Annotated in this window: 20 protein-coding genes; 8 read left to right on the plus strand and 12 right to left on the minus strand. The window is 55.9% G+C overall.

Going from position 1 to position 25149, the window contains the following annotated elements; translation table 11 throughout:
- Position 1: 1 nt before the first annotated feature.
- The 5 genes from metX to HMPREF0576_RS00290 form a co-directional block, all read right to left on the minus strand.
- Positions 2-1156 (minus strand): homoserine O-acetyltransferase MetX, encoded by a 1155-nt coding sequence (gene metX, locus HMPREF0576_RS00270; RefSeq protein WP_004010273.1) that lies wholly within the window; start codon positions 1154-1156, stop codon positions 2-4.
- Between the two features lie 29 nt (positions 1157-1185).
- On the minus strand, positions 1186-3501 hold the full coding sequence (metE, locus tag HMPREF0576_RS00275) for a 5-methyltetrahydropteroyltriglutamate--homocysteine S-methyltransferase (RefSeq protein WP_004010274.1): 2316 nt from the start codon (positions 3499-3501) through the stop codon (positions 1186-1188).
- An 84-nt stretch (positions 3502-3585) separates the two neighbouring features.
- Positions 3586-4605: a methylenetetrahydrofolate reductase gene (locus HMPREF0576_RS00280; RefSeq protein WP_004008425.1), complete on the minus strand. Its 1020-nt coding sequence runs from the start codon at positions 4603-4605 to the stop codon at positions 3586-3588.
- Positions 4606-4636: 31 nt separating this feature from the next.
- Entirely contained in the window at positions 4637-6010 is a 1374-nt protein-coding gene (locus HMPREF0576_RS00285) for an O-acetylhomoserine aminocarboxypropyltransferase/cysteine synthase family protein (protein WP_004010275.1), read from the minus strand.
- A gap of 230 nt (positions 6011-6240) precedes the next feature.
- The gene (locus tag HMPREF0576_RS00290; protein WP_004010276.1) at positions 6241-7908 is read right to left on the minus strand and encodes a D-alanyl-D-alanine carboxypeptidase/D-alanyl-D-alanine-endopeptidase; all 1668 of its coding nucleotides are present in this window, start codon (positions 7906-7908) and stop codon (positions 6241-6243) included.
- Positions 7909-8094: 186 nt separating this feature from the next.
- Between HMPREF0576_RS00290 and HMPREF0576_RS00295 the strand changes: the two genes are divergently transcribed.
- Complete coding sequence (locus HMPREF0576_RS00295; RefSeq protein ID WP_425357315.1) at positions 8095-8625, plus strand: inorganic diphosphatase; 531 nt, start codon at positions 8095-8097, stop codon at positions 8623-8625.
- A 48-nt stretch (positions 8626-8673) separates the two neighbouring features.
- Here HMPREF0576_RS00295 and HMPREF0576_RS00300 read toward each other — a convergent pair whose 3' ends face one another.
- Positions 8674-9111: a DUF3499 domain-containing protein gene (locus tag HMPREF0576_RS00300; protein ID WP_081456822.1), complete on the minus strand. Its 438-nt coding sequence runs from the start codon at positions 9109-9111 to the stop codon at positions 8674-8676.
- 89 nt (positions 9112-9200) lie between these two features.
- Here HMPREF0576_RS00300 and HMPREF0576_RS00305 point away from each other — a divergent pair, with 89 nt between their 5' ends.
- Positions 9201-9773, plus strand: coding sequence for a metallopeptidase family protein (locus HMPREF0576_RS00305; protein WP_004008420.1), 573 nt, complete (start codon positions 9201-9203; stop codon positions 9771-9773).
- 8 nt (positions 9774-9781) lie between these two features.
- Here HMPREF0576_RS00305 and HMPREF0576_RS00310 read toward each other — a convergent pair whose 3' ends face one another.
- From HMPREF0576_RS00310 to HMPREF0576_RS00330, 5 genes are read right to left on the minus strand one after another with little or no spacing between them, the layout of a single operon-like run.
- Positions 9782-11116: a DUF58 domain-containing protein gene (locus HMPREF0576_RS00310; RefSeq protein WP_004008419.1), complete on the minus strand. Its 1335-nt coding sequence runs from the start codon at positions 11114-11116 to the stop codon at positions 9782-9784.
- A gap of 52 nt (positions 11117-11168) precedes the next feature.
- On the minus strand, positions 11169-12128 hold the full coding sequence (locus tag HMPREF0576_RS00315; protein ID WP_004008418.1) for an AAA family ATPase: 960 nt from the start codon (positions 12126-12128) through the stop codon (positions 11169-11171).
- The gene (locus tag HMPREF0576_RS00320) at positions 12129-13286 is read right to left on the minus strand and encodes a DUF4350 domain-containing protein (protein WP_004010279.1); all 1158 of its coding nucleotides are present in this window, start codon (positions 13284-13286) and stop codon (positions 12129-12131) included. It lies immediately after the preceding gene.
- Positions 13286-14023: a DUF4129 domain-containing protein gene (locus HMPREF0576_RS00325; RefSeq protein WP_004008416.1), complete on the minus strand. Its 738-nt coding sequence runs from the start codon at positions 14021-14023 to the stop codon at positions 13286-13288. Before HMPREF0576_RS00325 ends, HMPREF0576_RS00320 begins: the two co-directional genes overlap by 1 nt.
- A gap of 34 nt (positions 14024-14057) precedes the next feature.
- Complete coding sequence (locus tag HMPREF0576_RS00330) at positions 14058-15341, minus strand: membrane protein (RefSeq protein ID WP_013188751.1); 1284 nt, start codon at positions 15339-15341, stop codon at positions 14058-14060.
- A 138-nt stretch (positions 15342-15479) separates the two neighbouring features.
- Here HMPREF0576_RS00330 and mtrA point away from each other — a divergent pair, with 138 nt between their 5' ends.
- From mtrA to secA, 6 genes are all read left to right on the plus strand, one after another.
- Entirely contained in the window at positions 15480-16163 is a 684-nt protein-coding gene (mtrA, locus tag HMPREF0576_RS00335) for an MtrAB system response regulator MtrA (RefSeq protein WP_013188750.1), read from the plus strand.
- Positions 16164-16243: 80 nt separating this feature from the next.
- A complete protein-coding gene (gene mtrB / locus HMPREF0576_RS00340; protein WP_004010280.1) occupies positions 16244-17911 on the plus strand; it encodes an MtrAB system histidine kinase MtrB in 1668 nt (555 codons plus the stop codon).
- Complete coding sequence (locus HMPREF0576_RS00345) at positions 17905-19581, plus strand: LpqB family beta-propeller domain-containing protein (protein ID WP_004010281.1); 1677 nt, start codon at positions 17905-17907, stop codon at positions 19579-19581. The genes mtrB and HMPREF0576_RS00345 overlap by 7 nt, the downstream gene beginning before the upstream one ends.
- An 18-nt stretch (positions 19582-19599) precedes the next feature.
- Complete coding sequence (locus HMPREF0576_RS00350; RefSeq protein ID WP_004010282.1) at positions 19600-20379, plus strand: ComF family protein; 780 nt, start codon at positions 19600-19602, stop codon at positions 20377-20379.
- Between the two features lie 166 nt (positions 20380-20545).
- On the plus strand, positions 20546-21169 hold the full coding sequence (gene hpf, locus HMPREF0576_RS00355) for a ribosome hibernation-promoting factor, HPF/YfiA family (protein ID WP_036324077.1): 624 nt from the start codon (positions 20546-20548) through the stop codon (positions 21167-21169).
- Between the two features lie 248 nt (positions 21170-21417).
- On the plus strand, positions 21418-24264 hold the full coding sequence (gene secA, locus HMPREF0576_RS00360; RefSeq protein WP_004010283.1) for a preprotein translocase subunit SecA: 2847 nt from the start codon (positions 21418-21420) through the stop codon (positions 24262-24264).
- Between the two features lie 10 nt (positions 24265-24274).
- Here secA and HMPREF0576_RS00365 read toward each other — a convergent pair whose 3' ends face one another.
- Positions 24275-25093 carry an Rv3235 family protein gene (locus HMPREF0576_RS00365; RefSeq protein WP_004010284.1) on the minus strand — a complete coding sequence of 273 codons (819 nt, stop codon included), beginning with the start codon at positions 25091-25093 and terminating at the stop codon, positions 24275-24277.
- Between the last annotated feature and the right edge of the window lie 56 nt (positions 25094-25149).

Raw genomic sequence — 25149 nt, forward strand, 5'->3', positions numbered from 1 at the left:
CTCAGCAGCCAATGGTGGTGTCCTCGGTGGTGAGGAACTCACCGATTGCCTGACCGACCGCATCATTCTCAATCAAGAAGCCATCATGCCCGGAATCGGAATGAATAATGACCGCCTGGCTGTGTCGGGTCAATCGAGCCAACTGTTGCGTTTGAGAGGGGTAAAAGAGCCGGTCAGAGTCTACTCCCAGTGCCAGAACACGAGCCTGTACCTGGGAAAGTGCAACTTCTAAACCGCCTCGGCCCCTCCCTACGTCGTGCGTCAGCATCGAGCGAGTCAACACCCGATAGGACCCAGCATCGAAGCGTTTTGCCAATTTCACTCCGTGATGGTCCAGATAAGACTGCACCGCCAAGCGACCTCCCGAAAGGGGATCTTCCTGGTATCCCGGATCGCGTCCGAACCGCTCCTGCAGTTCCTTGGGGCAACGGTAGGTAGTATGCGCGACCTCCCGGGCTAAAGCTAACCCACGGAATGGTCCCTGACCAGGAGGATTATCGTAATAGTCGCCGTTGTGAAAATTCGTGTCCAGTTCCAGCACATGCATCTGGACATGGCACCAAGCAGCTTGTTCGGCAGTGGTGGCGCAGCCGGTAGCTACTGCCACCAGCCGCTCCACCTGCTCGGGATAGGTCACTGCCCACTCCAGAGCCCGATGCCCCCCATGGGAGCAACCAATGACGGCAAACCAGCGGGGAATGCCGAGCTGATTCATGAGGATTTTTTCTGCCGCCACCTGATCGCGAGTCGTCAACAGGGGAAAACGCGACCCCCAAGCACGCCCGTTCGGTGCCAAAGTGGCAGGACCGGTCGAACCTTGACACCCTCCTAACACGTTGGGGCAAACCACAAACCATCGGTCCGTATCTACCGCGGCACCAGGCCCGACCACCTCGTTCCACCATCCAGGAGTGACGTGACCCGGCCCGGCTGCGCCGTAGACATGAGAATCTCCGGTGAGCGCGTGATCGATGAGGATAGCGTTGGATTTGTCAGCGTTCAATGTGCCGAAAGTCTCAAAAGCGAGCCGGGCACCCGGCAGAGTCGATCCGCTCTCTAGCTTCAGCATCCCCAGGGCTGCAAACTGACGATTTCCCTTGGGGTCAGTAGGTCTCCAAGCCCCACTGACAGGTAACAACTCATTCGTCTCTGGCATCGCTATCCTCGGCTCTCCGGTGTGCAGGTTCAGGCTTCGAGCTTCACTCGCACCGCCTTCGCCGCCCCGACCAAGTTCTCTAAGGTGGCGACTGTTTCCGCATAAGCGCGGGTCTTTAACCCGCAGTCCGGGTTGACCCAAACTTGCTGCGGATCCAAAGCGGCAACGGCCTTTTCCAACAGTCCGACTTCCTCATCAAGTTTAGGCACTCGGGGTGAGTGAATGTCCCAAATCCCCGGTCCTAACCCACGCTCGAAACCGTGCTCGTGCACCGCCGGCAAAATGTCCATCTTTGAGCGGCTGGCTTCAATCGAGGTGACGTCCGCATCCAGGTGATCGATTGCATCTACCACCACATTGAACTCGGAATAACACAAGTGGGTGTGGATTTGCAGCTCTTTGGGAGCCCCGCCGGTGGCGAGGCGGAATGCCCCCACCGACCATTGCAAATATTGTTCTCGTCCGGCTGCCCGCAATGGCAACAGTTCGCGAATCGCTGGTTCGTCGACCTGCACGATCTTAATGCCGGCAGCGTTGAGGTCAGCGATTTCGTCTCGCAGCGCCAACCCCAGTTGATCTGCGACCTCCGCCCGAGACTCATCATCACGGACGAAAGACCACGCCATGATGGTGACAGGACCGGTCAGCATTCCTTTCATCGGCTTTGTGGTGAGAGATTGAGCATAGGTAGACCATTCGACCGTAATGGGGTGAGAACGCGTGACATCTCCCCACAGAATCGAAGGGCGAGTGCAACGTGAACCGTAGGACTGCACCCAGCCATGTTCCGTGGTGGCGAAGCCCTCCAAGTTTTCGGCAAAGAACTGCACCATGTCGTTACGTTCAGCTTCTCCGTGTACCAAAACGTCCAAACCGAGATCTTCCTGCAGCTTTACGACCCGAGCAATCTCATTGCGGATTTCCTCGTCATATTGCGCCTCGTCGATTTCGTGGCGGCGGAATGCGGCGCGAGCCTGTCGAATCTCGGTGGTTTGTGGGAAAGAACCAATCGTAGTGGTGGGCAGCAGGGGCAACTGCAGAATCTCCGCTTGTGCCGCCAAACGCTGCGGATACGGGTCACGAGTCCGGTCTGCCACCGTCACGGCCGCGGTAGCCTGACGCACCTCGGCACGCTTTACTCCCGGATGGTTAGCTCGAGAAGCCAAGATTTCGGCATTTTCTGCCAGCTCAGCGGTAATAGAATTGGGATCTGCCAAACCACGCGCCAAGGTCTGTACCTCGGCAATTTTTTGGTCCGCAAAAGCCAACCAGGAACGCACTTGTGGGTCCAGGGACGTCTCTACCGCCGCATCGTGTGGAACATGCTGCAGCGACGTGGAGGTGGACACGCTGAGATTAGGGACGACCTGGTGAATCGCCTGTAAAGTCGCGAGAGCCTGCCGCAAGTCGGTGCGCCACACGTTGCGACCGGACACGATGCCCGCCACCAGGGTCTTGTCGCCGATAGTCTTAAGGTCAGCAGGGCTGGGCACGGGACCGGCTACCAAATCCAGACCAATAGCTTCCACGTCGGTGGCAGTCAGCACGTTCAGTCCATCGAGACCCAGTGGTCCGTACGGAGCGTTAACAAAAATTTGCGGGCGATTGGTCAGTTTGCTCAAAAATTCGTAAGTTTTCCGAGCCACCTCCAGCACTTCCTCGCGGGAAGTGGACCAGGTGTCACACACCAAAGCTGGCTCATCCAGCTGGACCCACGTCACCCCGGCTGCCGCGAACTGGCTGAGGAAAACCTCGAATCCTGCCAACACTGCGTCCAATCGCTGCAAGGGCTGGAAATGGGTCGGGGCGTCCGCGCTCGCTTTTGCACCCAACAGATAGGTAACGGGACCGATGAGGACCGGTCGCAGCGCGCTGCCCCCCACCTTGACTTGTTCCAGCCAGGGGTTAGCCACGGCAGAAATCTGCGTGTAAGGACCGATTTCGGGAACCAGATAGTGATAGTTCGTGTCAAACCATTTGGTCATTTCCAAAGCAGCTTTATCATCGACGCCCCGCGCCAGGGTGAACTCTCCGTCCACATCCAGAGAGCCGTCGGGGCGTACCAAGTTACCAAAACGCTGGGGTACTGCTCCCAGGGCGCAGGTCAGGGTCAATACTTGGTCATAGAGCACAAAGTCTCCGGGATTTGATCCCGGTTCGGTCAGTCCCAAGTCTTTGAGATGGTCGATACGGGTCGTTAACTGCTGGTTTATCTGGGTATCAAAAGTGGCGCAATCGATTTTTTGACCCCAGTAGTGTTCCAGGCTGCGCTTCAGTTCGCGGTTTGCGCCAATCCTCGGGTATCCCGCTACAGTGGCGGCGGGAAAAGTTTGCTTTTCAGTCATTTTCGACAGTCCTTTCCATAGGTCATAATTTGTGATTTTTGATTAAATTCGATTTGTCTCGCTGAGCTTTCTTGGTGAGGAAACTCAGGGAGAGATACGGTGCATGGTGGCATTCATCAGACCGAGCAAGTCTTGGGAGTCCTCCTGATCCACGTGGGTAAAGCCGCGTGAACGGAGATGCTCCACCAAGTCCAAGACCGGTCGGGGGCGGTTAAAGGTATAGAAGTGAATGCCGGGGGCATTGGCTTCAATGAGGTCGTTGACGAAGTTCAGAGTGGCACCTAAGCTCTCCAAGATTCGCTCGGCTGGATCAGAGATATTAGCTATGCTCTTAATCCTTTCCGGAACTGGAACCCCGGTGAGACCTTCGAGTCGTTGGAGGCGGTGCATGTCTGTAAACGGAATTATTCCCGGAACGATGGGTATCGTCACGCCTTGGTACGTTGCTGATTGAACTAGCTCGGCATAGTCCCGAGCCTGGTAAAACACTTGGGTGATGGCAAAGTCGGCGCCAGCCGCTTGCTTTTGCACCAGGGCTTGAACTGCATCCGTGCGAGTCTGGATACTTCCCGCTGGATAAGCTGCCACCGCGATGCTAACGGCGTGGGCATCCCCCAGATAATCAGCGGAAACTTCCCTGATTAACTGCACAAGTTGGAACGCTCGGTCAAATTCGTTTGGCTCGGCTGCTCCTGACGCACTATCGGGAGCTTCATCTCCGCGCAACGCGAGGAAATCACGCACTCCCAAATCCATCATGTCCTGGATGATTCCCACCAGTTTCGTTCGGGTTTTCCCCAAACAGGTTAGGTGTGCCAGGACGGGGCGCCCTGAACGCTTCAAAGCGTGCCAGAGGACAGATTGCGAAGCGTCCGGTGTTGTACCGCTCGTTCCAAAAGTGACGGAGACGTAATCGGGACGAGAATCCAGCAGCCGGTCTATTCCTGCCCATGCCTGGGAAGTCAGGCGGGAGTTGCGCGGTGGATACAGCTCGTACGATACTCGCAGGTCTCGCCCTGACCCGGTCCGGCGCGAGGTCGCGCCGGACTCGGGGAGAGACGAAACCGCGGGACGCGGAGCCGCATAGAGGTCTTTGATAGTCATCAGTATTCCTAAGTAAGTGAGAATTATTTAACTATGCGACGTTTACCTGCTGTGCCGCGGCCAGACCGCGTTCAATATCTGCCAAAATATCCTGAGGATCTTCGATACCAATCGACAGTCTGACGGTGCCGGGGGTGATGCCCTGCGCTAACAGCTCGGCTGTAGTCAGCTGAGCGTGCGTGGTGGAGGCAGGGTGAACCGCTAAGGAACGTACGTCTCCGATATTTGCGACATTCGCCAGCAATTCCAGGGAATTGATGAACGCCTTACCGGCTTCCAGACCTCCTGCCAAATCAAAGTTCAACAGGGAACCGCAGCCCTTTGGGGTGTATTTTTGTGCCAGCGCATAGAACGGAGAGGAAGGCAGCGAAGACCACCGCACCGTCTCTACTAAGCCCTTGCCCACTTGGGACTCCAGGAATTCAGCGACCTGACGCGTGTTGGCAATGTGTCGTTCCATCCGTAGGCTCAGCGTATCCACACCCAGTCCTACCGTCCACACCGCGAAAGGTGAGGCTACAAAACCGAGATCCCGCTGACCTTCCACTCGTGCTTTCAAGATAAATGCCAAGTTTGCCCCTAAGGACCCCTCTACACCGAAATCGCGGGCATAAACAACGCCATGATAAGAGGAATCAGGAGAGTTGAAACCGGGGAAACGTGGAGCCGCTTTTTCCGCAGCATAGTCGAACCGACCGGAATCAACCACGACACCGAGCATGGCTGAACCGTGCCCGCCCAGGTACTTGGTGGCGGAATGCACCACGATGTCAGCCCCAAACTCAATGGGACGGCACAGATACGGGGTGGGAACCGTATTGTCGACAACGAGTGGAATCCCGACCGCATGTGCGGCTTGAGCCAAAGGCTCCAGGTCCAGCACATCGCCCTGTGGATTGGGCACCAGCTCCCCATAGTAAGCTGCCGTGTTCGCGTCGGTGCGGGCCGTCCACTGACTAATGTCGCGAGGATCGTCAACAAAACGCACCTCGATACCGAGACGATCCAAAGTATGACCCAACAGGTTAAAGGTGCCCCCATAAATCGAGTTTGAAGCCACCACATTTTGTCCCTTCGAAGCCAAAGTCAAAATGGTCAGCGTGATGGCAGCTTGACCCGAGCCGGTCGCAATCGCCCCAACACCGCCTTCCAGCGCGGCAATCCGAGCTTCCAAAGCATCGTTGGTGGGATTACCCAGGCGAGAATAAATGGGACCCAGCTCCTGCAGAGCAAATCGGGCAGCTGCCGACTCCGCACTCGGAAAATGAAATGCGTTCGTGGCATAAATCGGCACCGTTTGCGTGCCCGTGGTCGGATCGCCGGCATATCCGGCATGAATCTGCAGTGTATCGAAGCCCCATTCAGGGTGGTCGACCCAGTTGGGTCCAATAGTAGTTTTAGACATAGTAGTTTCCTTTGCGTGAGTTGTGGTTGTACAAACTTGTCCCCAAAAGAATTTGGCTCTGACGGGCACGCAGGAACATAAAGATACGAATGCTCAGCACCGGACGCGGTGCGGGACGTTTAGAGGCTGACGTGCACGTCAGCGAGGCATTCGTTTAATCATGCTGTGATTGTAGCAACCTCACGACCAAAATGCGAAACCGGCATTTCAAAGCGCAGGTCAGCGCGGTTTTACTCGGCGGACGAGTCTGGACTCGACGGGGCAGGAGCGCCAGGAGGAGAATCCGGAGGTTGGCTCTTGGGGTCAACTTTCGAGAAAGACGTTTTCGCGCCGAGCAATCCGTTGATGAACATCTGTTTAGCTTCAATACTGGGACCACCTTGAGACTCCGGGTAACCAGAGATGATCAGGGCATAAATAAACTCCTGGTTATCGCGCACGAAAGTTCCTGCCAGCGAATTCGTAATCGCTAACGTGCCGGTTTTGCCACGCACGACTCCTGCAGCCAGAGTTCCCTGATAAGTGTGCTCCAAAGTGCCATCTGCGCCTGCCACGGGGACATTGGCAGTAACCGAGTGCAATTCGGGATGGTCTCGACTCGTCGTCAGTCGTACCACGTCTGCCAAGACTCGCGCCGGAATCCGCGTCTCATAAGCCAGCCCTGAACAGCCCTTCAGCTCGGTTTTGCCCAGGTCCACACCCAACTCTCGCAGTGAATCCATGACCGCTGCTCCCGAGCCTGCAAACGTCGGTTTCGCGTTGCGGTGCAGTGCCACCAGTCGACCGAGACTCTCCGCTAAAGTATTATCCGAAATCTTTAACATTTGCCGTTCCACCTGGGCGAGCGGCGCCCCTTGTGCGTAAGTAATCGGAACGGGACCGTGACTGGCAGAAGCCTCGGTACTCACTTTCGGTAAGGGGGAGAGCGGATCAAGGAGCTCTTTTGACGCCAGACCCGATTTACCTACCTCGACTTTGGCTGGTCCAGCCCCACCCAAACGGCTTAAGGCTTGCGCGAAAGCCTGACCCGCGACCCCGGCTGGGTCAGATTGGTACCCCCGGTAAGCATTCGGATCGACCAGCCCAGTGTTAATGGCCATGCCTTGAATGGGGCCAACCCAGCGGTCGTCCCCGTCGCGCCAAGAAGGAGAGGCAGTTTGAGAGCCAAACCAGGAGGTGTCCAGCACCAAAGTGTAGGGCTTTCCATTCAATAGGCTGCCCGCGGGTGATTTGTCCCGAGAAGCCGGTGAGTTCGAGGTCGCAGATTTAGATTTTTTCGCGGAGGAGGGCGGGGGACCTCCGGCAGCCGGTTTAGTGTTCCCCGGAGTTTGGGCAGAAAGCGCCATTATGGTGTCTGCTGCGAGAGTATCCAGACCGGCATAGCCTTTTACGGAACGCGGTGTGTCCGCGCCTGCCCCCAGCAGCATGTCTCCACCGCCGATTAAAAACAGTTTGCGTTTATCGTTATCCCATGCCACGACCGTGCGGGTCCGTGCGTCCGGACCAAATTCGTGCAGCGCCGCTACCGCAGTGAGCAGTTTTGTTGTCGAAGCGGCAGTCAGCGCGCTTTGGGGTTCATGAGACGCCAGTTCCACACCGTTGCGGTCGCCTACCCAAAACGATAGCTTTGCGTTGGCGAGGCGGTAATCGGTGGCAAACTCGCGCACCAGGGCTTTATACGTATTGGCGTCGAAATTAGTGGACTTGGCAAAGAGCGGGATCTCAGCTGGCTCGGGACTCAGCGCAGGAGAATCAGGAAAAGGAGCTACTCGCGGCAGCGGTGCTTTGAAGGTCAGAAAACCGGGCACTAGGTCTGCCCCGTCAGCGCCGACGTAAGCACCGCCGAGAACCAGGGCGCCAGCAATTAACGTAGCGCTTACTCGTCCTTTGGTATGCACCGCGACCCCCTGTCACACGGTCCGTATATCTGGAAACAACCCTATCTAGTATAGAAGATGTCGCTCTGGGGTGGGGTGTGGCACAATAGTTTACAGCGATGTTCACCAAAGCAGGTGACGTCGATGCCAAGTAACGCCAATCCGGAGACACCGGTGGCACAAAAAGTAAGGATGCCGAAGAAAATAATGGCTGAGGATTTTTTGACGTTCAATGTGACCATTGAGATTCCGAAGGGGAACCGAAACAAGTACGAAGTCGATCACGAGACAGGACGTATCGTTTTGGATCGAATGCTGTTCACCTCCACTCGCTACCCTGATGACTACGGTTTCATCGACGATTCTCTTGGTTTGGATGGCGACCCGCTCGATGCCTTAGTCTTGTTGGAAGAGCCAACCTTCCCCGGCTGTGTCATCAAGTGCCGGGCACTGGGGATGTTCCGCATGACTGACGAGCACGGCGGTGACGATAAAGTCTTGTGCGTTCCCGCCACTGACCAGCGAGCGGCGTGGCGTACGGAACTGGAGGATGTTTCGGAGTTCCATCGCCTGGAAGTCCAGCACTTCTTTGAGGTTTACAAAGACCTAGAACCCGGCAAATCCGTAGAGGGAGCTAACTGGGTCGGGCGTGAAGAAGCCGAGAAAGAAATTCATGCCTCGTGGCAGCGTTTCCGCGACAAGGAAGGTCCGGACGCTCATACCTACATTCACCTGTGAAAGACTTACGGCGAGACCGGTCAACAGTTTGGTTGACCGGTCTCTGCTTTAGCTGACTTGTTTCGGGGGCGGTACCAGGGTTAGGTGACCGTGACGTTTCCCGGTGGTGGGAGGCGGTCCGGACGCGGTTGCGTCCGATTCGTTGGACGAGTGAGCGTCTCTTCCTAGGGGACCGCGATACCCTTCGGGATGCACGGCTTGACGGGGGGCAGGATTTTGCGCCGCTGCCTTTACAGCGTTGGCTAAAGCCATCAGTTCTTCATCGTTGGGGGGAGGAGGCGTAAAAGAATTCGTCAAATGTACGACTTCCCAGCCCCGTGGTGCGGTCAGCTTTTCCGCGTGTTCGCGACAAAAGTCGTAGGCTCCTGGATTTCGATGGGCAGAGAGTGGACCAATAATTGCGCTGCGCTCCCGGTAATCAAAAGTCATCGTCGCCACCGCCGGGTTGGGGCAGCTTGGTTTGGAACAACGGCGCGTATAAGTCACCCCTCCAGCATACTGTTACCCCGTCCGGGATACGGTCAGGCTCGCTTGCTAACATCGATTCTGAGCCGAATTCGAGAGAGCTGCGACAAATGCTTAAATCTCGCAGCGATGACTTCTTTCGGACGTCCTCGACCCCGCTGCCGTCACGGGATAAGCTAGAGACGATGAGTGGAAAAACTAGAACCGATCGGGTTCGTGTCTTGGATTTGGGTGGCGAGATTCGCTGGGACGTCAACAGCGGACCACGGCTGCGACGTGCCTATGTCCGTCGCGATCGCCACGGCCGCGGTAACCGTGGAGTCTTGGTTCCAGCGATGTTGCCGCGTTACCGAACCCGTCGGGAAACATTTGACGAACTGGTCATTCAGGAAGTCCGATCCCTGGTGGCAGCCTGCCCGGAACTGGCTGCTATCCAGTACGGGGTAGAGGATGTCCCGCCTTCGGATCCGGCACCCTGGGAGAGCGAGTCTGTGGTCCTAGGCAGGGGCTTCGGCGCCGACCCAGGCAAAAGTTTGCCTGCTCAAGTAGTCGTGTATCGGCGTCCTTTGGAACAGCGCGCTCGCTCCACGGATGATTTGCGTTACCTCATTCACGGGGTGGTGCTGGAGGAATCTTCCCAACTCATCGGCAAGCATCCCGAGGACATTGACCCGCATTGGTAGAACGCGACTCAAATCTGTCCGCGCCGCTTTAACGAAATATAGGCATCTGCCAAATTTGGGGGCAGATTTTCGGGGGTGGCATTTAAGATGTGTCCCCCCAACAGGGGTATCAGATTCCCGGCTTCTTCGTGTTCGTTCAACTCCGCCATCGCAGCTGCCGCCAGGAACGCATCCCGGGGATTGAACCGACCCAGCGACTGCTTAGCATCATTGAGGTTCCATTGGCTGGGAAGTTGAGCCAAGCGTTCCAATTCGGGATCTAAAGAGTTTGCCACCAGGACGTGATGCCGGGAGGACAACGCCTCTATCATCGGCATCAGACCGGAACGTTCCGCCCCACCTTCCAAACCCGTCAGAATCACCACCAGCGAACGCTGCCGCAGCCCGGAAAGCAAAGTGTGGCTGAGCCCTGACCAGTTCGCTTCAGTGAGAGAAACTTGCAGGTCAGCCAGAGCTTGCGCCATCTCAGTTATCAGCCCTGCACCGCGATCCGGTTGGATATGGAAACGAATCTGATTGTCGAAAGCAATGAGATGAACCCGATCTCCGGCACTGCCAGCCAAGGCTCCGAGCAGCAAGGCTGCCTCCATAGAGGCATCCAAACGGGGATATTTATCGAGCCGCACTGCGGCGCTGCGCGAAGAATCTAGGCAGATGATAACGTTGCGGTCGCGTTCTGGGCGCCAAGTCTTGACCACGGGGGTACGCAGTCGCGCGGAAGAATGCCACTCAATATCGCGCACGTCGTCGCCAGGGACATATTCCCGCAAGGAATCAAATTCCGATCCCTGCCCCCGCTGCATCACCAGGGAATTGCCCTCCAAACGTCGTAACGTTTTTAGGCGTGAAGGCAGGTATTTGGCGCTGCGAAACTCGGGTAGAACTTGCACTTGCTGCACGATGGGTGCGGAGAACTGACGAGCCCCCAGTCCCAAGGGTCCATAAGAACGCACGGTGACGGCATCGCTACGCAGAGTGCCTTTGCGTTGGGGGGTGAAGCTGGCTTGTAAAGTGGTCGTGCTCTGCGCGTCCAGCGTCACTCGTTGCCGGCGTGGCAAGGCTTGCAGTGAAGGTGGCCACGCGTCGCGTATCTGGGCATGATATTTGCGTTTGGTGGGATTTTTCACGCTCACGGTGTAGGGCGTTTCGGCACGTTGACGCAACGTGTGGGGCAGAGAACGGGTTATCGCCAGATGTCGGGGACTGGGGGCAGCGATGACATCAAACAGCCACACCAGCAGGCACACCAACAACCAAAAAAAGGCGCCAGTTTTCCAGTGAGTCAGCAGCACCAGTGGAATACCCAGCGCTATCAAAAACGCTAGGCGTTTGGAAACTGCCATGTTTTCGCCTCTCCTCTATCTTTGCAGCTTGAAAACCCGGATTGCGTCGCGTTTAGCGAGGCACCGGGGTGGTGGCCAGGACACTATCCAAGACGGTCTTGGCGTTGACCCCTTCCATTTCAGATTCGGGACGCAGCCGGAGACGGTGTCGGAACGTGGGCAAGACCAGGGACTTTACGTCGTCCGGGGTGACGTAGTCGCGTCCGGACAGCCATGCCCAAGCCCGTGAAGTTGATAGCAGGGCCGTCGCGCCACGGGGTGACACCCCCAACTCGACCTGGGGTAAAGAGCGAGTGGCGCGCACCAAGTCGACGATATAGCCCAACACTTCACTGCTGGCTTTAACGTCCTTGACGGCGTGACGAGCCGCTGCGATGTCCGCTGCGTTGGCAGCTACGTTCACTCCCGCTGCATCGAGGTCACGAGTGTTGAAACCGCTCAAATGTAGCTGCAATACCTCCAGCTCAGTTTCCCGCGTCGGCAGAGGAACATCGAGTTTCAGCAAGAATCGGTCGAGCTGAGCTTCAGGCAGGGGATAGGTACCTTCGTATTCCACCGGGTTCTGGGTCGCGATTACCGTGAAAGGTTTAGGCAGCGGACGACTCACTCCGTCAGCGGTGACTTGGTGTTCCTCCATAGCTTCCAACAAGGCAGCTTGAGTTTTCGGAGGGGTGCGGTTAATCTCATCCGCCAGCAGCAAGTTCGTAAACACGGGACCTTCCCGGAAGGTGAACGATGACTCTTTGGCATTAAAAATCAGCGAACCGGTCAAATCGCCCGGCATCAAATCCGGAGTGAATTGCACCCGTTTGTGGCTCAGGTCCAGCGATTTCGCCAAAGCTCGCACCAGCAGGGTCTTGGCAACACCGGGGACACCTTCCAGGAGCACATGCCCTTCCGCCAACAACGCGATTACCAGCCCGGTTACCACCGCATCCTGGCCTTTCACCACCTTGTTGATTTCGGTACGCAACGCGATGAGCTTGCGCAAAGTCGGATCTTGCATATCCATTTAGCTTTCCTTTCGCGGATTTAATTTAGTCAGGTGATAAAGGTCGTGCATTAGGTTCCCCAACCCGCGGGCGGTAGTGGGAACCTCGCCATAGAGCAGTTCGTGAATCTGTGACTCGGCAATTCCGGTGTAGCGAGACACTTCCCGCACCATTACCGGGGGAGTCGTCGGGGTCGGAATGTGCAGAGCTGAGCCTATGCGTCGAGCCGTGTATTCCCGCGCCTTGTGGGCAGCCGCCGCTACCGCTCCAGACTTTTCGTAGAGATGCCCCCGACCGTAAACCGCCTCGGCACCGTGCACCACCACCGGTAACTCTTCGGGAACCACGCGACCCAAGCGACGCCCTTGTGCCAACGTAAACACGAAAGCCGCCACGAATAAATACACTAGGGCAATGAGGAAGAAATCGGGTAACAGAGGCTGATCCTTACCGTTTTGGTCAGAACCCTGCTGGAATGTGGTGCCGTTGACCCAACCAACCTGGGGACTGGAACCCAACAGATTCAACAGCAAAGCGGCATTACCGGCAGAGGCGATAGTGTCGTTGCGTGCCAGGCTGTCCTCAGACAGCAAAGCTAAGTGGAATCCCTCAGGACGCTTAAACGATACGTAGGCAAAAGCGTTATCTTGTACCGGAAAACATGCAGCTTCGGGCTGGCGCAAAGGGCGCAGCGAACCGCGGGTAGAGGAAATCGTCTGGGCTGCTTTCGCGCCGGGGAAATCGCATTGAGCCTCGATTCCGTCGGGAGTTCCTGCCGGTACGGATTGCACATAGGGATCGAAACGTTTACCTTGCGCCAAAGTTCCTATAATCAACAGGTTCGTGGGAGTGTGCAGAATCTCTCGCAGGGCGACGTCGTCAATCTCATTGGTGTTGGTGATTACGACGGTGTCTTTGGAAGTGAAGTTATCCAAGTCTCGCATTGAATAGACGTCTTTGACCATGACTCCCCGGTGGCGCAGCACTTCAGCCAGAGCCATCGCCCCGCTGCCTTTCGGGTTGCGGATGGACAAATCGACATCATCAGTGGGGGCACGCAGCACCGCGCTGAGGAAAGAAAAAACTGCCAACAATATCAGACCGCCGATAACCCAACGACTCCGAAAAATCGCTTCCGAGATACGTGGAGTGGCAGTAGGCGGGGTCGCGCTGCTCATCAGGCAGTACCTCCCGCCGTTACCAGGGCTTCCTGCGGTGTATCGGTGGCGTCACCGCGGACGTGGGAACGATTTGAAACGAAAGACTCCAGCCGAGAATCTAGGGAAATAAGCCTTTGTACTTGGGCAGTGTCCGATTTTCGACGCCCATACCGCAAGGCATTAAATACGTTGGCTGCCCAAGCCAATTCTTCTGATTCTGCAGGAACTGCCTGACTGAGGGCGGTGCTGCCTTCACCGGCGGTGAGTCCGGGAGTGATTACCAGCAGTTCATTGGCTTCGCAAAGACGCAACAGGTGACGGAATTGCTCCAGGAAAGCCGTGGAGTAGTCCCCGCGGGCGAGGGCATTTTGTGCTGCCGCCAAGTATTGCACCGCGCTGCGGTTATCCTCGAAAACCGCAGCCTCGTCGGCGAGAGTGGGCTTGATTTGCTCCCCGAACTTCCAGTTTCCAGTGAACAAAATCATGATGATGATGACCAGCAGCGCCACTACCAAAGCGGCAATTAGCCACAGCCAGGAAGGCAGGACGGGATTGACGCTGGTGGAAGAAAAAGTGTCGGCAAACCACTCTAGGATTTTTTTCAGAAGGGAGGGGCGTTCCTGGTAAACCGGTTTGGACAGTTCCTCTTCGAGCGTGTCGCGCCCCTCCCGGTCTGATACGTCCGCCAAAACTAGGCTGGACAAATCAACATGATGGAGCCACAAGCTCCCCAGTTGCGTTGAAATGTTCAGCATCCCTACCCGAAAGTCCTTTCCGCAGTGTCGTTAATTAGCCCTGTTGAGCCGCCTGGAGCAGGCTTACCGCCAGACCCTCGCGACGCATTCGCGTATCAATGTAGAGCAGACCTAAAACTGCCCCATAGAACGGCATCGCCAGTCCGGTAATGATGGTGCTTAAGACGGCGGAGAGAGTCATTAGTGCCGAGAAATTCTGACTGACCATCATTGACGCGGAGATAATCAGGCTGATTACAACATTCAATCCGTTGGCTAGGAATGAAACGATCAGGGAAGTGAGCAAGATGACGCCAAAAATCTTCCAGAAGCTGCCTTTGGTCAGCTTCCAAGAGCGCTTCAATGCCGGGATGATGCCAATATCTTCCATGACGGCAGTGGGGATAGCGAAAACTAGCTTGATATAGAGCCAGGCGGAAAATACAGCGACGGCTATGAGAGTGAGAAAAGTCAGACCCAGTAAGCCCAGAGATGCCCCGACATCTTTGATGTTAATCAGGAAAAACCCACCCAGCGGGAGCAGACCCAGCCCCAGCAACACGACTGACCCCAAGATGAGCAACAGAGAATAGCCAACGATGCCCCAGACGTGACCTTTCAAAGTTTGCCACACATCAGCTACCGAGGGGCGGCGTCCCAAAACCAACGGCCCCAGTCCAGCCACGCAAATCCCCAAGGTCATAAAGACGATAAACATCTGGAGCAGGCTGGTGATGACGCCTATGAGCATCGTTGATTCCGTAAATTCCAGCAAACCGTCCATCGGGGCGTCCGTGCTGTCAAGATTGAAGTCGTTAGCCATGTAGGTATTGAGGTCGGGAGTGAGGAGATGAAGCAGCGCTCCCGTCAACCCTCCGAGCACCGCCCAGAGAGCCAAAACCAGACCGAACATGACAGCGGGGGCCTGACGGATTGCAGAGAAAGCGCCGTTATAAATATCGCCAAGTTTTAGCGGGCGCAGCGGAATAATTCCGGGCTGAACCTGTTGATAGTTCAAACCATAGGGGTCGAATCCGGCACCGTTGGTGCTGTTCATAGCGTTTGTACTGTTCGTTCCAAAGTTGGGAGCGGAGGTCTGTGGGGCAGCCGCGGCAGGGTCTGGGGTCGGAAGAGGATTTGGGAAAGACGGCGGTTTGCTGGTGCTGTCCTCAGGGGTTAGTGTCCACGAACCAGTCTGGAAACTACCGGGGGTAGGCGGGGTCGGGGGCACAAACGAAGACTCAGGAGATATTGGGCTGACCTGACCCGGTGCCGGGGCAGTTTCGCCGGAATTACTTCCGGGAGGAGTGTCTTGGGGGGAGTAAGTATTGTTGCTCATGGCGCCTTTCCTATAGCTCGTTCACTTAATATTGCCACGATGAGGCGCAGATGCGCTCGTTCAAACCGAAAAACCCTTTTAATGCCGAGCTTCGCTGCGGCTTCCCCGCAAATTGCTAAATCGTGTCAAAATAGGGGTATGAGTGCAAAAATCCTGGTAGTAGATGATGACCAAGCCCTGAGCGAGATGATTGGCATTATTTTGGAATCATCCGCCTATGAACCAAGTTTTTGTGCCGACGGTGCAAAAGCCGTGGATAAGTTTCGGGAAGTCGAACCTGATTTGCTGCTTCTCGATTTGATGCTGCCGGGTATGGACGGTATCGAGATTTGCCGCCGAATCCGCGAGTTCTCTAATGTGCCCATCATCATGCTGACCGCAAAATCGGACACTACCGACGTAGTGGCAGGGTTGGAAGCGGGAGCGGATGATTACATTCCCAAGCCTTTCAAGCCTAAGGAGTTATTGGCACGGGTCGCTGCTAGGTTGCGCAACCTGGATGCAGCTGAACATGACGTCTTGAAAGCTGCGGGGGTGGAAATTAACCTCGCTTCTCACGAGGTGAGTCGAGGGGGAAAGCCCTTGAACCTCACTCCTCTGGAGTATGACTTGTTGGTGGCGCTAGCCACAAAGCCAGGGCGCGTCTTTTCCCGCGAAGAATTGTTGGAACAGGTCTGGGGGTTGCGTCATGCCTCCGACACGCGCCTGGTGAACGTACACGTCCAGAGGCTACGCGCCAAGGTCGAACTTGACCCGGATAATCCTACTGTGGTTCTTACAGTCCGCGGCGTGGGCTATCGGATTGGGACTGAACCTCAGTGAGTTCCTCGCAATACACGACGTTTCGGCGGACGCGCCGGCAGCGCAGAATCTCGCAATTCTTAGGCAGCGCCCCCCGCTATTTGATTGGATTTAATCAATCTACGTGGGTGCCGAAACGATTGCGGCGCTCGTTGGCGCTGCGGATGGCGATCATCATGCTGGTCGCCACACTGGTGATTCTGTTCGCAGTAGGGATTTACGCTTCTACTGCCATCAAAAACGGTATCTTTCAAGAGCGACTGAATCAGGTCTTAGAGGAAGCTGCTACCCAAGCACGGGCAGCGCAAAATCGTTTCGATCAGGCTCCGGCTTCGACTGTGGAACAGGTACAGTCTCTCGCTCAGGATGTGGTCACTTCCATCTCTACGCTCACGTCAGGATCCAGTGCTCCAGCGGTGCTAATTTTGCGTAACCCCAGCGAAACTTCCTCCTTCGTAATTAACGAAATCGCTACCCAGAACATGCGGGAAGTCATTACTTCCCAACTGCGTCAAGCGGTACAGCAAAAGACCGGTCAGCATTGGCAGTCCATTGAGATTACGGACGCGCAAGGCAAACGGCATCCCGGTATTGCGGTGGGGACCGCCGTAAGCCTGCCCCTCGCGGGGGCTCACGAGCTCTACCTGGTGTATTCCCTAGCTGACGAACAGGCGGCAATAAACCTGGTGATGGGGGTTTTAGGCGGTGGCGGTCTCGCTGTTCTGGTGCTGGTGGCAGGGATGACCTGGGTGGTGGTTTATTCCGTGCTGGTGCCGGTGCGTCGCACGGTGCGCACCGCAGAACGTTTGGCAGCTGGGGATTTGAATGCGCGAGTACTCTCCCAAGGTCAGGATGAAACCGCGCAGCTAGCTGATTCTTTTAACAAAATGGCGAATTCCCTGCAATCCAAGATTGATACTTTGGGGCAAATGTCCCGGCTGCAGCAGCGTTTTGTCTCCGATGTGTCCCACGAACTGCGCACCCCGCTGACTACCATGCGAATCGCCGATGACGTTATTTATGATGCTCGTGAAGAACTCGACCCTGCCGCTTTGAGAAGCGCGGAACTGTTGCATGATCAGATTGAACGCTTCGATGCCATGCTGGCGGATTTGCTCGAAATTTCGCGTATCGACTCCGGGTCTGCCCGGCTCGACTTTGAGATAGTGGACCTGAATAAACTTGTCGCGCAAGTGGTAGAGGACAACGCCACTTTGGCTGAAAAAGTGGGCTGCAGAGTCATCTTTAATCCGCCAAACTATCCCTGCGCAGCCGAGCTTGATACCCGCCGAGTGACCCGTATCGTGCGTAATTTGCTGGTTAACGCCATTGAGCACTCTGAAGGAAATCCCGTGATAATTACTACCGATTCCAGTGAAACCGCCGTCGCGCTGCGGGTTTCTGATCACGGGGTGGGGATGTCTCCGGAGGTAACCAGTCGCGTGTTTGACCGTTTCTATCGTGCAGATCCAGCACGAGCGCGGACCACGGGGGGGACCGGACTGGGGTTGGCCATTTCTCTGGAGGATGCCCGCCTGTCCGGAGGGACCCTGCAAGCCTGGGGCAAGACCGGTTACGGCTCATCTTTCCTGCTGACTTTGCCGCGGCGGCATGACATGGAACTTGGTCCTTCACCTCTGGATATTACTGACTATGTCGAACCGACCTTGGATAGTTACGTTCCCCCCCAATCCACGCCGGAAAAGGCTAACGCGCCCATGAACGTGACGGACGACCTTGGGAACAACGGGGAGGTGCAACCATGCTAAGTGAATATCGAACCCGGTGGTGGCGCGCTGTTCTGGTGGCAATATGTGCCCTCAGCCTGGTCGGCTGCGCTACGTTACCAACTGCCGGTCCCGTCAATGATTCTAAAGTGCGAGTCGGTGCGAACCAACCGCTTCTGGGTTTGAGTGCCCCCGGACCGGTCCCTAATGCAACCGTGGAACAAATCGTGACCGGTTTCATTCGTGCCTGTTCGGCGGGATACTCCGATGACTTTACCGTGGCACGTTCCTTCCTGGCTCCCAAAGCCGCGATGGATTGGCGCCCCGATGCCCAAGTTGAAATTTTTGATACGGATTCTGCACTGGAAACTCGTGAACTGGGAGATGGCTCGGTCGAAGTCACCGCCCGCGCGCTTGGAAGTGTCGACGAAAATGGAAACTATACCGTGGCGGGAGCCGCCGAAAAGGTTCGTACCGTGTTTTCCCTCGTGAAGCCTGCCGATAACCAGTGGCGTATCGCGGCTCTGGAGGACGGGGTGATGCTGTCGCAGTCGGCTTTCAGCTCGATTTACGCTTCGGCTCCAGTGTATTTCCTCACTAACGATGCAGGAGCCCTGGTCCCAGATTTACGTTGGTATCCGCGCCGCCGGCTGCCGACCTACCTGGTCAATGCCCTCTTGGCAGGACCGCAAGACCCGTTTAAAGGGGCGGTTCGTTCCGCTTTCCCTGCCGGCAGTACTTTGGCAGGAGGCGCGGTGGATGTCTTTGATGGGGTTGCTAATGTGTCTCTAAATGTCACAGATCCTCTCAACGATCCCACCACGATTAACTTGGCATACTGGCAGATGGAATCAACCCTGCGAGATGTTTCGGGAATTTCTACTGTCAGTTTGAGTGTTGGCAAGGTTCCCCTGGAGAATACGAATCCAATCACGCAGAGCACCACACCACAATTCCCCATCATGGTTAAAGACGGTAATGTGGTGCGTCTCAACGCCGGAGCTACCGAGGTCCTGGTCCCTGCCGGGGCGGTGGGTTCCGGAGTCATCACGAATCCGGCTATCTCTACTGCGGGCAATGAAATCGTATTTACAGATTCCAGCTATCGTCGACTGTATATGTGGGGGCACGGTACAGTGACGCAGCTGTATAGCGGTCGAGAACTGCTGGCTGCTTCCATCGACCGAAACGGTTGGATTTGGACCCTGGACACGGCGGATTTGCACCATCTGATTGCGCTGCGTCCCGATGGAGCCAGGGTGAATTTGGAAGTGCCGTGGGAAAGCGGAGACCCCGTTCATACTTTTACCGTCAGCCCTGACGGAACGCGGGTTGCTTTCGTGCGCCACGTCGGTCAGGCTGACATCGTTAGCGTCGCGGTGGTAATCAGGGACGCTTCGGGGGCTCCCAAATCATTTTCCGCGCCGGTAGCGCTGCAGACCGGAAATGAGGTTGTTCCCGCAATCGCGTGGCTACAAGGGGATTCCTTGGTGCTGCTGACCGGCTCTGGAGATAACACTGCCGTTCGAATTGCTCCGCTATTCGGACCTATTTCGTCTTTGCCGGGGGTTAAGAACGCGGTGGATTTGGCTGCTGGTGAGGAGGAAAATCAGATTTATTTGATTACCTCGGGTGGCGATTTGTATAAGCGTTCCGGGAGAAACTGGCAGCAAGTCCTTGACGGTGTCTCTGACCCAAGCTATCCCGGATAGCGCTGCAGGAAACACGCTATGGTGGACTTTTCGGGTATCTGGGACGCTGCAGGAGAGCTGGGAAAGGTATTGCTGCCTACGGAATGTGTGGGCTGCGGGGCTTGGGATGAAGAAATCTGCGACACCTGTCTGGCGCAGATGCTGGGATGCCCTTTCCCCCTGCAAATCAGCGAGGACGACGATAATGTAACGGATGTTCCAGTATTTGCCATCGCAAAATATGACGGTCCGATGCGGCGGGTAGTTTTGACCGGTAAGCACGACAAACGGCGGGATTTGCGCGCGTATTTCAAGGCGGCGGGTCAGTCGGCGGTGCAGGGGCTGAGGTCGGAGAACTTGCTCGATACGGGCAAATTTGGAACAGGCGGTACAATCCGAGGGGAAATGTTCGTCGTTCCGGCGCCTTCCACCCATCCGCAAGACCCGTCTGAAGTTGCCGCAGCCTTTGCCCAAGGTGCGGCGCGCGGATTGGTCGCCGCGGGGCTGTGCCGTCAGGCATCCGTGCTAGAGATCCTGGAACTGGCGACGGGCTCCACAACTCAAGCCGGTCTGGGGTGGGAGGCTCGTAACTTGAATCGGCACGGCAAAATGCAGGTTCGGGGCAGCACGGTAGTGGCGAAACGTGAACTTGCCGGTAAGGACCTGCTGATTATCGATGATGTCAGTGCCACCGGAGCGACGTTGAGGGAAATGATTAGGGTTTTGTCCGGTTTAGACGCTACCGTCCTTGCGGGGCTAGTTTTCGCTTCATCGCGCCGCGAAACGCCCGTATCAGGTACGCAGAATTTTGAAAAATAAGTGGAAATCCTGCAGGTCCTTGCAGTGTGTTCTAAAATAAAAGTACATGCAAAAATCGCAGGTGACACACTGGAGTGTGCCTGCGTTAGAAAGAGGTGAGAACCGAACACTCCGTCCCAGCAACTGATAGTTGGAACTCAAAATTCATAGCCCTAAGGAGGCCATCATGGAAATCACCGTGAAAGCGCGTAATGCTGAAATTCACCCGAACTTTCGGGAATACATCGAAGAAAAAATAGCAAAGGTGGAGCAGCTAGCGCCCCGCACGCAGCGTGTCGATGTGGAACTGACGCATGAAAAAAATCCGCGACAAGCTGATACTGCCGAACGCATCGAACTTACTGTTCTGGGCAAAGGGCCGGTGGTGCGAGCGGAGGCATCTTCGTCAGACCGCTACGCTGCCGTGGATATCGCTGCCGGAAAACTGTTTGAACGTTTGCGCCGGGCTCGGGATCGTGCCAAGGATCACCGTAAGTATGAGATTCCGCCGGATGTAGAACTGGATGTGCAGATTCCGGAGGCAAGCGAGGCTCCTGCCGCGAAACCGCCCTTGAAACTCGGTGAATCACGTGAGGAACAGTTGGGTGATTCCCCTGTCATCGTGCGCGAAAAGCTGCATGAGAGCCGGGCTATGAGCGTCGAAGAAGCCCTGGACGAGATGGAATTGGTGGGTCACCCGTTCTACCTGTTTATAGATTCGGAGACTGCGCAGCCGGCAGTGGTTTACCATCGAAAAGGTTGGACTTATGGCGTGATTCGCTTGAACGCGACCTGCACGCAAAACGACTAAGTTAAGACTGGGTCCTGGGGCGCTGTCCCAGGACCCGTCTTTATTTAATTTCCGATTGGTCACGGTGTCTGCCATCGGGAACCGGAGTTTTATCGTCGCTTTCGCGAAGATAGGCGCTTTCAACTAAAATGGTCACGGCTGAGTCATCGCGTTCAGGTCAAGTTCCTGGCAAACGTGGATAAAAGGCTGTTGACCTCAATGGATAGCCCCCTAAGGCCATCCCATAGACCTGAAAAGGAAGGCAAAACGTGTCCTTACTTGATAAGTTCATGCGCATCGGTGAAGGTAAAGTCCTCAAAAAACTGGTGAAAGTAGCTGACGCGGTGGATCGGCTTGAAGACGAATACCGCGAGTTGAGCGAGAGTGAACTGAAAGCGAAGACCGACGAGTTCAAACAACGTCTCGAAGAGGGCGAGAAACTCGATGACATCATGATTGAAGCCTTCGCCACGGTTCGGGAAGCCTCCGATCGGGTACTCGGACTGCGTCACTTCCGCGAACAGATTATGGGCGGGGCAGCCTTACACTGGGGCAATATTGCCGAAATGAAAACTGGTGAAGGCAAGACCTTGGTAGCTACGCTGCCGTGCTACCTGCGGGCATTGAGCGGCAAAGGTGTCCACGTCGTCACGGTGAACGACTACCTGGCGTCTTACCAGGGTGAGCTGATGGGACGTGTGTACCGTTACTTGGGGCTGAGCACCGGTATCATCATGGCTCAGATGGATCCGGAAGAACGCCGGAAACAGTACAACTGCGACATCACCTACGGCACCAACAACGAGTTCGGTTTCGACTACCTGCGAGACAATATGGCGCAGCGAGTGGAAGACTTGGTGCAGCGGGAACACAACTACATCATCGTCGACGAGGTGGACTCCATCCTGATTGACGAAGCCCGTACCCCTCTGATTATTTCCGGTCCGGCGCAGGGTGACGTCAACCACTGGTACACGGATTTCGCCAAGATTGTCCAGGATTTGCACCCCGGCGAGGATTACGAGGTGGATCAAAAGAAACGTACCGTGGGGGTCCTGGAACCGGGCATTGACAAAGTCGAGGACTATCTGGGTATCGACAACCTTTACGAAGTTGCCAACACACCCCTGATTGGATTTTTGAATAACGCTATCAAAGCTAAAGAACTGTTCAAACTGGACAAAGACTACATCGTGACCCCGGAAGGTGAAGTGCTAATCGTCGATGAGCACACCGGGCGTGTTCTGCCGGGAAGGCGCTACAACGAAGGGATGCACCAGGCGATTGAAGCCAAAGAAGGCGTGGAGATTAAGGCAGAAAACCAGACCTTAGCCACGATTACCCTGCAAAACTACGTGCGTCTCTATCCGAAAGGCTCTCGTGCCGGCATGACCGGTACCGCTGAGACTGAGGCTGCTGAATTTAATGACGTTTACAAGATGGGTGTGGTGCCCATCCCCACGCACAAACCCATGATTCGTGAGGACAAAGACGACCTGGTGTATAAAACTGCCGAAGCGAAATTTAACGCGGTCGTCGAGGACATCGAAGAAAACTATCACCGCGGTCAGCCCGTACTGGTCGGTACCACCTCGGTAGAGAAATCTGAATACCTCTCTCACCTGCTGAACCAGCGGAAGATTCCGCACCAGGTCCTCAATGCAAAACAGCACGAACGTGAAGCTGCGGTCGTAGCGATGGCGGGGCGGAAAGGTCAGGTTACGGTCGCGACCAACATGGCTGGGCGCGGTACCGATATTATGCTGGGCGGTAACGCCGAGTTCCTGGCGGTACAAACTTTGAAAGATCGTGGTTTGGATCCGGAAGAAAACTCTGAGGAATACGAAGCTGCTTGGCCCCAGGCTCTGCAAGAAGCTAAAGCCAAGGTGGCTCAGGAACACGACGAAGTCGTGGAACTGGGTGGGCTTTATGTCTTGGGTACGGAACGCCATGAATCACGCCGTATCGACAACCAGCTGCGCGGTCGTGCGGGGCGTCAAGGTGACCCCGGTCGTTCCCGTTTCTATCTGTCGATGGAAGACGAATTGATGCGTTTTGCTAACCAGGGCTGGCTGGGCAACATGATGCGTTCGGGACTGCCCGAAGATATTCCGCTGGAGTTTAAGATGGTTTCCGGCGCGATTCGTTCAGCGCAAACCCAGGTGGAGGGACGCAATGCGGAAATCCGCAAGAACGTTTTGAAGTATGACGATGTGATGACTGAGCAGCGCGAGACCATCTATGGAGAGCGGGGACGAGTGCTGCGCGGGGAGGACCTCTCGGCTACGGTTGACTCCTTTATCGAGGGTACGATTGCCGATGCGGTTGCGCAGGCCACGGACCTTCCTGACGTCAGCGATTGGGATTTGAAGACCCTGTGGGCAGGGCTAAAGAATCTGTATCCAGTGTCACTTTCGGTGGAAGACTTGGAAAACGCCGTGGGCGGTAAATCCGCTCTGACCACTGATTTCATTACGGAACAGCTGGTTGACGATGCCAAGCTGCAATATGAGCTAGCCGCTAAGTCTTTGGCAGAAAATCCCATCGCACAGGCACAGTTGGGTGATGAACCTATGAAAGAACTGGAGCGTCGGGTCTTGCTTTCGGTGGTCGACCGGCTCTGGCGCGAGCACCTGTACGAAATGGATTATCTGAAAGAAGGTATCGGTCTGCGGGCGATGGGGCAGCGCAACCCCTTGGTGGAATATAAGACCGAGGGTTACCTCATGTTCAGCGCGATGACGGGACGCATTAAGGAAGAAACCGTCCAGAACGTGTTCGGGTACGTCAAGGCTTTTGTTGACGCCATGCAGCGCGCTGAAACTGCAGCACAGGAAGCTGATGAGAGCGACGAAAGTCCCGCGGAGGCAACGGAAGAAGCCACGCCGGATAATGATGCGCCTATCTCTAAGAGCGCGGCAAAAAAGAAAGCCCGTAACTTTAAAAAATCCGGGCGCAGAGCCGGTCTGAAATCGGTATCAGCTAATCGCACGGTGATGGGAGATACCGGTCACCAGGCGATGAATACTCAGATTTCATACTCCAGCGATGGCTCTGCGGAAGAAGCCCCGCAGGGTAACCGGGCGCAGCGTCGTGCAGCAAAACGGCGGGGCTGAGCCACTTTAGTTAGCCCAGGCGAATCGCGGCAATCATCCACTGTTCGCCATGATTTTCTAAGGTTAGCGCGGCGGCGCGAGTTCGCTGTCCATCATTGAGCACGATAACTGCCTCGTGAGTCGTGGCGGAGGTCGCCCGGCTGTGAGCACTGAGCACTCGGACTGGTGAAACTCGGCGTGTTTTTCCGGTCAGTCCGGGCTGTGGCTTTTGTTTAGAGACAATAGCGTTGCGTCGCTGTTCGAGGTAACGATACGCCTGCGGCGATGCCCAGCGAGTCATTTGGGATAACGGGCGGGTGCCCTCGATGATTTCCAGGCCGCATCGAGCCATCTGCGCAGCCCAGACGCGCGGAGAATGTTGGACGTCCTCAACTGGAGATTTCCGGACGGATTTTGTGGGGAGCTCGCGAGCCGGAACGGTACCAGGGTGTTCGGTTGCGTCCGATTGGTGATACGTCGTCAAAATTTGCGCTGTCTGACCTCTTTGGGCGTAAGTCGCCCGGACTAAACTCCGTACGGATGATTTGGCGACCTGACGGCGTTTCCAGGCAGGTCCCAGCACCGGTTGGGGGCGTGGGTTTGTCGCCGTCGTGGCGGTGCGCTGCAGGTCATCTGCGGCAGGTCCCTGGCGCTTGACCTCCTGTTGGAATCCCCGTTCAGTTTCCAGCAGCAGATTTACGGTGACACTGGTGTCAGTTGGCGGGGTGGGGACGTCAGAAGGGTGGACCCTGGAGAGCCCGGTCTGGGGTGTGGCATCGTCGGGAGGGAGAGTCTCTGGGGGAGTGGTGTTAGTTTCCGTCATGTTAGGTTCAAGAAGTGCGGTTTTCATAGTTTTTCCTTTTTGTACTGGTTTCAGTTTGGTTATCGTATGTTTAGTGATGTTTG

Origin of the sequence: Mobiluncus holmesii ATCC 35242 (assembly GCF_000185445.1) — a bacterium.
Classification (GTDB): domain Bacteria; phylum Actinomycetota; class Actinomycetes; order Actinomycetales; family Actinomycetaceae; genus Mobiluncus; species Mobiluncus curtisii.